A 10,000-nucleotide genomic window follows, 5' to 3' on the forward strand; every position below is an offset into this window, starting at 1 on the left:
CAAAAATGTGAATGAAGTTCGTATCCCTCAGGAGTATACGAATATGCCTCTCGATGATGCACTGGCTCTCATACAGGCTGACAAGGATGCAATCCGTACAGAAATTAATGAAATAGAGGTAAAAATTCGTGATATATCGACCGAATGGTATGCAGACCTCGTCACCCTGAAAAATCTGCTCACTGATTTTCTTGAAGAGACATCAGCATATTCACACTTTGGTCAGACTGAATATACCTTTGTTGTCAGGGGATGGATACCGAAGAAATTTCTACCGGCAACAAAAAAAGCCCTCATGGAGAGTTTTGGAGAGTCGGTTGTGGTTCATGAACTCCCCGATGATCCATCACGGTATGATGATGCCCCGGTCTTCTTTGATAATCCATTCTGGGCAAAACCCTTCGAGTTCTTTATGAACCTGGTCACACCGCCCATGTATCGGGAGATAGACCCGACTCCTCTGATAGCAATATTCTTCCCCCTCTTCTTCGGGCTCATCGTGGGAGATATCGGGTATGGACTGGTAATCCTGTGTTTCAGTCTTGCGGTCCGGTATAAATTCAGGGAGATCCCCTGGGTCTGTCAGCTTATGAGTATCCTGATGATCTCATCGATCCCGACGATGATATTTGGATATTTCTATGGAGAGTTTTTTGGTGATCTTGGCGAGGAAATGGGCTGGATTCATCCGATCACCCTCTTTGGGATCACCTGGAACCGGATAGAGGCGATTATACCGCTTCTGATACTGACCATCGGTATCGGGGTATTTCATGTGTTTCTGGGGTTGTCCCTTGGGATCCTGAATGCGTACCGGCACCATAAAACCAGGCATATCATCGAAAAAGCCGGGATGCTCGGACTCGTATCCGGGATTCTTCTCTTACTTGGTGCATATGCCGGTCATGTACCTGGTTCGGTAACATTTGCCGTAATCGCGCTGATGCTGGTTTCGATTGTCTGTCTCATTTATGGCGGAGGAAGCAGGGGAGTCATAGAAGTGATGGGGACTATTGGAAATATCATGTCCTATGCCCGTCTGATGGCAATCGGTCTTGCATCAGTTATTCTGGCTTTAGTGGCGAACCGTCTTTCGCATGAGTTGGGTATCCTTGTTCTGGGAATTATTGTCGCCATTCTCCTTCATACACTCAATATTTTCCTTGCCATGTTCAGTCCCTCAATTCACTCACTAAGATTGCATGTCGTGGAATTTTTTTCCAAGTTTTATGAAGGTGGAGGCGTTCCGTATAAGCCATTTGGAAAAGAGCGCCTCTGATTCTTCTTTTTGCCTTCCCTTTCTTTCGACAGACAAACCACAATATATAAATGTGCACAGGATAAGGTAAACGTTGGAGGTTATCATGACAGGATGGGAAGTCCCCATTGGTGCAGCAATCGCCTTTGCAGGAGGCGCAATTGCCACAGGAATCGCTCAGTCTAAGATTGGTGCTGCCGGAGCCGGAACCGTGGCTGAAAGACCTGAATCAGCCGGTACGGTGATTGTTCTTGAAGCTATACCTGAAACACTGGTTATTCTGGGTTTTGTCGTAGCGGCAATGATCATCATCATGGTTGAGTGACGAGCGCTGCCACCCAGGTGATGCAGAAGGTGAGCGAAGAATGGCATACGAAGACCTTATCAAATCCATAGAATCAGCAGCCGAGGAGAAGAAGCAGGAAGTACTCCGGAATGCTGAACGAGAAGTGGAGGCAATTCTTCGGGAAGCAGAGACAGAATCATCTGCCATCCATGCTCAATACCTGGAGAAAGCGAAACGGGACCTGATTCTTGAAAAAAACCGCCAGAAATTCCTTGCGAAACAGGAAGTGAAGAAAAGAATCAGTGCAGTCAGACAAAAACTCATTGATGATGCGTTTTCCCGTTCCAAAGAGAAGATCTCCGGGATCAGATCTGATCCATCATATCCTGCTTTGTATGAGCGGCTGACACGTGAGATTATTTCCGCCCTTGCAGGAGAAGATATCGTCCTTCATATTGATCCGGCTGATTCGAAAATCTGCAGCGATGTCCTCAAAAAAACCGGTATTGATTGTGATATTGTGCAGGATATCACAACAATCGGCGGATTATCAGGAACATCGGCTGATGGTAAGATTCGTGCATATAACACCCTGGAAAGCAGAATGGAACGGATCAGGGATACATCTACCCTTGAGATTATCAACCTGATTCTGGGAGGGCCTGATGGATAGCGGGTATGTCAATGCCAGGATTCGGGGTATGTACTCCCGGTTGCTTGATAAAAAAAGCCTGAGCAATCTGATTTTAAAGCCTGATATCAGTTCCCTGATTACTGCCCTGGAAGAGACTTCATACCATGAGGATCTTGAGCGAGCCCTTGTCGGAAAATCCGGGCTTGGCGGGATAGAGGAAGCTCTCCGGCTGAATCTTATCAGAACGATAGAGAAGATCTCGGAATTTCTTCAGGGAGAGAAAGGAGAGCGGTATATTCTTATCTTTTCTTCCAGGTGGGATATACATAATTTAAAAACCATTCTGCGTGGAAAGAGGATAAAAGTGCCAACCATGCAGATCCGGGAGAATCTGGTTCCAGCTGGAGAATTTGATGTATCACTCCTATCTGAGCTCTTAAAGCAGCCTGATGTGAAAAGTGTCATCGATCTTCTGGCAACCTGGGAAGTGCCCTATGCCCTCCCCCTCACACAGGCATTTCCTGATTATACGGCTCATGGAGATCTCTTCATACTGGAAAATGCCCTGGACCGGTTCTATTATGAGCGGGCTCTTTCTCTTGTCGGTGGCAAATCTGTTGAAGAGGGTAAGATCCGTGAGATTATCGGGACTGAAATCGATCTTATCAATATTAAATCACTCCTGATGATGTTTCGGGATCATGTGGATCCTGAAGATGCACTGCCAATGCTTCTTGATGGTGGAAAGGTCTTCAATCAGAAGAAGCTCAAAATGCTTTTAAATCTTGGCTCCATAGCATCACTCATTGAATATCTGGAAGAGACTCCATACCGGTTTCTTTCCGATCTTCGGAGTAGCGAGGGCGATACGGTTAAAATATCCACGTACCAGCATCTTCTTGATGAATATCTCATCAGACATGCGGTCAGGTTATACCGGGGGGATCCCCTGTCGGTGACGGTGGTCATCGGGTACCTGTGGGCAAAATACACGGAGATAATGAACCTGCGTATCATCGCCCGATGTAAAAACGCCCTGATTCCCCCTGAAGATATGGAGGCGGAGATGGTGTATGTATAAAGTAGTTGTCATCACCGATCCGGAATCAGCAACCGGGTTTCGTCTTGCCGGATCTGATGTCCTTGAGGCGGAAGATCCCGATGAAGCGTCCCGGGTTCTTTCATCTCTCATTCACGATGAGGAGACCGGAATAATCGCCATCAGGGAGGATTACCTGGCCAATCTTGACAAGAGTCTGTATGAACAGGTTGAGCGGTGTTATCACCCGGTCATCATCCCGATTCCTGCACCCCGAAAAGGTGATGAAGTGAGCGGATATGTGGAACGGCTGCTTCGGAGAGCAATTGGATACAATGTGGTAATGAGGAGCTAATATGATTACCGGAACTATAGCCAGGATTTCAGGGCCGGTGATTACTGCCAGGAATATGACCGGATCGCGGATGTATGATGTGGTATCGGTGGGAAGGGCTGCTCTTCCCGGTGAGATCATCCGCCTTGAAGGTGATGAGGCAGTTATCCAGGTCTATGAGGATACCACCGGTCTTATGATCCACGAACCGGTGGAGAATACCGGTGTTCCGCTCTCCGTCGAGCTGGGTCCGGGTCTGCTGGCATCGATTTATGACGGGGTACAGCGGCCGCTTCCCGCCCTCTATGCGAAAAGTGGGAACTATATCAGCAGGGGGATCATGGTCCCCGGCCTTGACCGGGAGAGGAGATGGGCATTTACTCCGGTGAAGAAGCCCGGTGATAGAGTGCAGACCGGTGATGTTCTTGGAACGGTCCAGGAGTTTCACCTGGTCCATTCGATCATGGTCCCACCCGGCGTGTCAGGTGAGATTAAAACCATCACTTCTGGAGAGTTCACCGTGACCGATGTGGTCTGTACCCTTGCTGACGGGACAGAGATACCCATGCTTCAGCGGTGGCCGGTCAGGAAAGGAAGGCCCTTTGTCAAGCGACTGGACCCGGAAGTCCCCCTGCTTACCGGTCAGCGGGTATTTGATACCATGTTCCCCCTGGTAAAGGGCGGGACTGCCATGATCCCGGGCGGGTTTGGAACCGGGAAGACGGTGTCTGAGCAGACTCTTGCGAAATGGGCAGATACCCAGGTCGTTGTGTATATCGGATGCGGTGAACGGGGTAATGAGATGACCGATGTGCTCACCGAGTTTCCTGAACTGACCGACCCGAGGACCGGCTATCCGCTGATTGAGCGTACGATCATGATAGCAAACACCTCAAATATGCCGGTTGCTGCCCGTGAAGCATCCATATATACCGGGATTACCATTGCTGAATATTACCGGGACATGGGCATAGACGTTGCACTCCTTGCCGATTCGACATCCCGGTGGGGAGAGGCACTCCGTGAAGTGTCCGGACGGCTTGAGGAGATGCCAGGGGAAGAGGGGTATCCTGCCTATCTTGCAACCCGGCTTGCAGCATTTTATGAACGGGCCGGGCGTGTCATCTGTGCCGGTTCAGAGGAGAAGACCGGGTCGGTGACGATCATCGGGGCGGTGTCACCACCAGGAGGGGACTTTTCAGAGCCGATTACTCAGAATACCCTTCGTATTGCCGGAACATTCTGGGCACTTGACGCAAATTTAGCATACCGCCGGCATTACCCGTCAGTGAACTGGATTCGGAGTTATTCCCTGTATCTGGAGGATGTCGAGGACTGGTTTTCGGAGAAGGTTGCCAGAGACTGGTACCAGTTCAGGGGACGGGCGATGTATATTCTGCAAAAGGAAATAGAACTGCAGGAGATCGTACAGCTTGTCGGGCCTGATGCCCTTCCTGACAAGGAAAAAGTCATTCTTGAGATTGCGAAGATCATCCGGGAAGATTTCCTGCAGCAGAGTGCATATAGTGATGATGATTCATTCTGTCCGCTTGAAAAACAGTACTGGATGCTGAAGATCATTATCTGGTATTATGATGCAATCCGGGCAGCCATGAGACGGAATGTCCCGCTTCGTCAGCTCCTCTCCATCCCGGCACGGTCAGAGATAGCACGGATGAAAGAGCAGAGAGATCTGGAACGGTTGAAAAAGCTCAGTGACACGGTCTGGGAACAGACTGAAAACCTGGAGGTGCAGACATGCAGCACGGCAGCCTGATTACGGTTGAGTACCAGACGGTCAATTATGTATCCGGCCCCCTGATCTTTGTTGAACGACCCAAGGAGATATCCTTTGGAGAGACGGCACAGATCATTCTTCCGGATGGTGAGGCACGGACCGGCCAGATTCTTGATATTTCAGAGGATGTTGCAGTTGTCCAGGTCTTTGAGGGGACCAGGGGGATTGACAGTCATGTCACAACAGTAAGGTTTACCGGTCAGTCACCCCTCCTTGATGTCTCGTATGACATGCTGGGCCGGGTACTGGACGGGGTCGGACGGCCACGGGACGGTGGTCCGGCAATTATCCCTGAGGCCAGGCTTGATATCGCCGGTATGCCCATCAACCCCTACTCCCGTGACAAGCCTGCCGAGTTTATCCAGACCGGTATATCGGCAATTGATGCATTGAACACCCTTGTCAGGGGACAGAAACTTCCTATCTTCTCAGGTGCCGGGCTTCCGGCAAATCAACTGGCTGCCCAGATTGCAAAACAGGCAAAGGTACTTGGTGAGGGTGAGAACTTTGCTGTGGTCTTTGCAGCGATGGGTATCACCTACAAGGAAGCGTCATTCTTCATGAAGGAGTTTGAAGAGAGCGGAGCCCTTGAACGGGTCGTCTTCTTCTTAAACCTGGCTGATGATCCGACGATTGAACGGATTGCAACGCCACGGTGTGCCCTGACTGCTGCTGAGTTCCTGGCATATACGCACAATCTGCACGTGCTGGTCATCCTGACCGATATGACCAATTACTGTGACGCACTTCGTGAGATTTCAACAGCACGGGAGGAGATTCCTGGTCGCCGCGGGTATCCGGGGTATATGTACACCGATCTTGCAACCATTTACGAGCGGGCCGGCCGTATCAAGGGCTGCACCGGTTCAATCACGCAGATCCCGATCCTGACGATGCCGGACGATGATATCACCCATCCGGTTCCTGATCTGACCGGGTATATCACAGAAGGGCAGATCGTGCTCTCCCGTGACCTGTTCAGGAAGGGGATTAATCCGCCCATTGATGCCCTTCCCTGTCTCTCACGACTCATGAACCTTGGAATCGGGCCTGGGAAGACCCGAGAGGATCATCGGAATGTGGCAGATCAGCTGTATGCTTCGTATGCCTATGGACGGGACCTTCGAAGACTTGTAGCCATTGTCGGAGAAGAGGCACTCTCGGAGCTTGACCGGAATTACCTCAAGTTTGCTGATCACTTTGAGAAGAGGTTCATTTCACAGGGGAATGTGGAGCGAAGCATCGAGACGACGCTCCAGGTTGCCTGGGAACTCTTCAGCCTGCTGCCTGATGAGGAGCTGAAGCGGATTAAGCAAGAGTACATCGATAGATACCGGACTCTTATCATCTCCGGAGGATAGGCCATGGAGCAGGTACACCCGACCCGGATGGAGCTGATTAAAAAGCGGTCCCAGATCGTGCTGGCAGAGCAGGGCCGTGACCTCCTGAAAGAGAAGATGGAGGCTCTCATCCAGGAATTTTTTAAGATCATGGTCAACTTCTCAGAGTCCAGGGAAGGGCTTGAACAACTTGCCATTGAGGCCGATCTTGCCCTTCTCGTAGCTGAAGCGGTAGATGATCCGATTGCGGTGAAGTCCGCCTCCTATGCAACCAAGCGGCAGATTATGGTTGATATCTCGGGGAAGAATATCATGGGTGTCCCGGTTCCGGTTATTCAGAAGAAGAGTGTTGCCCTGAATGTCATGCAGCGGGGATACGGGCTTATCGGGACCAGCAGCCGGATTAATGAAGCGGCTGAAAAGTTCGAGGCCGAGATGGATATGATAATTCGGCTTGCCGAGACCGAGACAACCCTTCGGCGGATTGGGAATGAGATCCAGATGAACCGCAGACGGGTGAATGCCCTTGATCAGATAATTATTCCGGAGCTGAAAGAACAGGCGAAATATATCAGGTTCAGTATCGAGGAGCGGGAACGGGAGGATCTGTTCAGATTGAAGAAAGTGAAGAAACTGATTGAACGAAAGAAAGTGAAAAAGAAGATGGCTCAGGCCGGGGGGAAGTCAGGGTAAGGCAAAAGTCTATTTATTCGACTGGAAAATTAAATTAATATTAATATTAATATTAATATTTAAGGCAATTCTGTCTGCTTCCAAGGATTAAAAATGCTAACTCCTGGGATTTTTTCAAAATCTTTAACATTACCTGTGATGAGAGTCATATTGTGAATTCTTGAAGAAGAAGCGATTATTGCATCTGGTGTTTTTATTCGTATCTTTTGTTTTAGGAAGATTGTATCGGTAATAATGGCTGGAGTCAGGTGAATAATTGTGGCATGACTTATTATTTCTTCAGCGGCGGTTTTTGATTCCTTGGAATGATTGTGCCATCCAAGAAATTCTATCTGTGTTATTGCGGAAACATTGCATGATCTTTCGATAATTTCTTCGATACATTCAGTTCCCTGACAAGGGAGTGCATCAGCGAGATAATCAATAAGGATATTGGTATCAATAAGAAATCGAATTTCAGTCAATCCCATTCATCTCTCATTTTGATTTCTTCATCTCTTCCACTAATTCCTTTTCCTTTCAGAATTCCACGGTATTTTTTTACTGAGAATGGAGACTCTTGTTCGGCAGTGATTTTTTCCTCCTTTAATTTGTCCCATAGTTCAATTGGGACGATGACTGCAGTTTTCTTTCCACTCGCATCCAAAACATATTGAATTCCGTCATCACAATGAGCGATTGTAGTCATTCTCTTACACCGTGTGGTTATGATACCTGAAATCTTTTTCCTTAAGGTAACCTGAAATTACCCTTTCATTCCATCCGAACCTCCCGAAAACCTTTAGGCGCATAGATTGAATGCCGTCAAAATCTCTCTATTTTTCTTACTGACTTCAGATTGAATGATCTCTCCCTGAGATAATACAAACAGTTTGATCTTTTCAAGTTCGAGAAGTAGTTTTTCGACAGAATACTGTTTTGAAAGGCCTGTTTCCTTCAAGATTCTTTGTAATCTCATTTTAATGATAAGGGCTATAAAAACCATGAATATAAAACCCCTCACATAGTCTTCTCTTCTTCCCTTACGAGGTAACGTGTCCACACCATTCATCATTCTAAAGAAACACTTCTCAACCGCATCTCTCTCACGATAAAGGGTGAGACAGGAAAGCCAGTCTAATTCGCCGTTGTAAAAAAGAATAAATCGTCCGAGGCGATTTATCCGTTGAGTAACTGCTTTCTGTCTTATTGAAACCTCGAATGTTCCGTCTGTACATTTCCATCTCAGGTAACGTGCAAACCCTCTCGCGATCTCATTCACCACTACTTCTGGTCTTTTCCAACTTTGTAGTCTTGCTTTTTTTAATCTATCCGCTGCATCGAATAATTGTTCATAAAAAGAATCTCTCTCATCCTGTTCTCTTTTAGGGTCATAATAGCAATATCCATCAACAGTAATCGTTCGAGGTTCATCATCGATATCTAATTGATGCTCTAATCTCACTGGCATTGCAAATATAGAACCTTTCTCAAATTTCTGAAGATATTCAGCTTGTTTTACCTTATGTTGAGATTTACTCATGAGTTCTTTCATTGACATGAGTTGATAGGTCGCAGGCATAATAAAAGGAATATTCTCGCTCAAAAGTTCAGTCAATGTGGTTTGGGAAAAGAAGCCTCTATCCATTACAAGTCTGAATTGTTCCGAACCATCATCTTTCAATCGTATGATGGTATGTTTCAGAGTCGTGATGTCGGCAATACTTCCTGGATATATGTCATAACGGACGGGAATCCCTTTTTCCTTATCCACTACCAGAGAAAAAGTGATCTGAGGCAGGCCGTCATTATCCCGGTTATATCCATATTCCAGGCTCTCTAATAGTTGAGATGATCTGGATGCCCTGGTAATATTATAGAGAAGCGTTGCATTTGGTTCAATGTGAGCAGCGAATCTTCTCATAAACTCTTCAGGGATGTTTTTTTGACCAAGGTTTGCCAAAAATTCACTTATTCTTAGGCTGGATAGAGGCAATTTATTGTTATTTAGCCACAGTGAAGATCCTTCATACCACACCTGAACATTTGTCATCGCCGTTGGGCGAAGAATTCGGTTGTAAACGAGAGTCAATAACGTATCTGTTTCTGATTCTGAAAGGAATTCTTCCAGTGTTGCCTGTATTGAAAGCTCTTGGGTAATACTTTGAAGTGGTAGCAGATTCCCGTGATTATATGCGAATTTTGGGGCAGAAGAAACCACCATTCGTGAAGGAATCATATCGCTCGATCGAACCTTCACAGGTTGCCCGTCTATGTTTTTTCCGAGGTACTTTGATTTATGTCGGATCTGCTTTTTTTCTTTATCATAGTACGGAGTATCTTCATACCAGTATTCAATTCCATTAATTTTCTTGATACGTTTTTTAACCTGCATTTCTGTCACTGATGAGTAAGCACATAAAATATTTATACTTCATTGCTAAAAAGATCTAAAATAGAGCCATTAATCAAAATTATTCAAAAACAAAATGATAATCAGATCTAAAACAAGTTTTATTATGCGCCTATGATCCGGTAGATGAGGTTAAATCTAGATCACTTATCAAGAAAATCAACGAATTCTTGTCTTTCCATCCGGGCTTGCTTCATAATTGACAAAAGGGTTCCAATCGGAATAG

Annotated in this window: 11 protein-coding genes; 8 read left to right on the top strand and 3 right to left on the bottom strand. The window is 46.8% G+C overall.

Features of this window, described 5'->3' with window-relative positions; translation table 11 throughout:
• The 8 genes from LDL35_RS00545 to LDL35_RS00580 all read left to right on the top strand — a co-directional run.
• On the top strand, window positions 1–1,279 hold a 1,279-nt coding region (locus tag LDL35_RS00545; protein WP_304018422.1), incomplete at its 5' end, for a V-type ATP synthase subunit I.
• A gap of 85 nt (window positions 1,280–1,364) precedes the next feature.
• Window positions 1,365–1,583: an ATPase gene (locus tag LDL35_RS00550; RefSeq protein WP_048067948.1), complete on the top strand. Its 219-nt coding sequence runs from the start codon at window positions 1,365–1,367 to the stop codon at window positions 1,581–1,583.
• Window positions 1,584–1,623: 40 nt separating this feature from the next.
• Window positions 1,624–2,217 carry a V-type ATP synthase subunit E gene (locus tag LDL35_RS00555; protein ID WP_304018424.1) on the top strand — a complete coding sequence of 198 codons (594 nt, stop codon included), beginning with the start codon at window positions 1,624–1,626 and terminating at the stop codon, window positions 2,215–2,217.
• On the top strand, window positions 2,210–3,259 hold the full coding sequence (locus LDL35_RS00560; RefSeq protein WP_304018425.1) for a V-type ATPase subunit: 1,050 nt from the start codon (window positions 2,210–2,212) through the stop codon (window positions 3,257–3,259). Before LDL35_RS00555 ends, LDL35_RS00560 begins: the two co-directional genes overlap by 8 nt.
• Window positions 3,252–3,572 (top strand): V-type ATP synthase subunit F, encoded by a 321-nt coding sequence (locus tag LDL35_RS00565; protein WP_304018427.1) that lies wholly within the window; start codon window positions 3,252–3,254, stop codon window positions 3,570–3,572. The genes LDL35_RS00560 and LDL35_RS00565 overlap by 8 nt, the downstream gene beginning before the upstream one ends.
• Before the next feature lies 1 nt (window position 3,573).
• On the top strand, window positions 3,574–5,328 hold the full coding sequence (locus LDL35_RS00570) for a V-type ATP synthase subunit A (protein ID WP_304018429.1): 1,755 nt from the start codon (window positions 3,574–3,576) through the stop codon (window positions 5,326–5,328).
• Complete coding sequence (locus tag LDL35_RS00575; RefSeq protein WP_304018431.1) at window positions 5,310–6,710, top strand: V-type ATP synthase subunit B; 1,401 nt, start codon at window positions 5,310–5,312, stop codon at window positions 6,708–6,710. The genes LDL35_RS00570 and LDL35_RS00575 overlap by 19 nt, the downstream gene beginning before the upstream one ends.
• 3 nt (window positions 6,711–6,713) lie before the next feature.
• A complete protein-coding gene (locus LDL35_RS00580; protein ID WP_304018433.1) occupies window positions 6,714–7,382 on the top strand; it encodes a V-type ATP synthase subunit D in 669 nt (222 codons plus the stop codon).
• Between the two features lie 59 nt (window positions 7,383–7,441).
• On the opposite strand, the gene LDL35_RS00585 is transcribed toward LDL35_RS00580, so the two are convergent.
• The 3 genes from LDL35_RS00585 to LDL35_RS00595 form a co-directional block, all read right to left on the bottom strand.
• Window positions 7,442–7,852, bottom strand: coding sequence for a type II toxin-antitoxin system VapC family toxin (locus LDL35_RS00585; protein WP_304018435.1), 411 nt, complete (start codon window positions 7,850–7,852; stop codon window positions 7,442–7,444).
• Window positions 7,843–8,070 carry a hypothetical protein gene (locus tag LDL35_RS00590; RefSeq protein ID WP_304018437.1) on the bottom strand — a complete coding sequence of 76 codons (228 nt, stop codon included), beginning with the start codon at window positions 8,068–8,070 and terminating at the stop codon, window positions 7,843–7,845. The genes LDL35_RS00585 and LDL35_RS00590 overlap by 10 nt, the downstream gene beginning before the upstream one ends.
• A gap of 93 nt (window positions 8,071–8,163) precedes the next feature.
• Window positions 8,164–9,756, bottom strand: coding sequence for an IS1634 family transposase (locus LDL35_RS00595; RefSeq protein ID WP_304018439.1), 1,593 nt, complete (start codon window positions 9,754–9,756; stop codon window positions 8,164–8,166).
• Between the last annotated feature and the right edge of the window lie 244 nt (window positions 9,757–10,000).

Origin of the sequence: Methanospirillum hungatei (assembly GCF_020216685.1) — an archaeon.
GTDB lineage: Archaea > Halobacteriota > Methanomicrobia > Methanomicrobiales > Methanospirillaceae > Methanospirillum > Methanospirillum hungatei_B.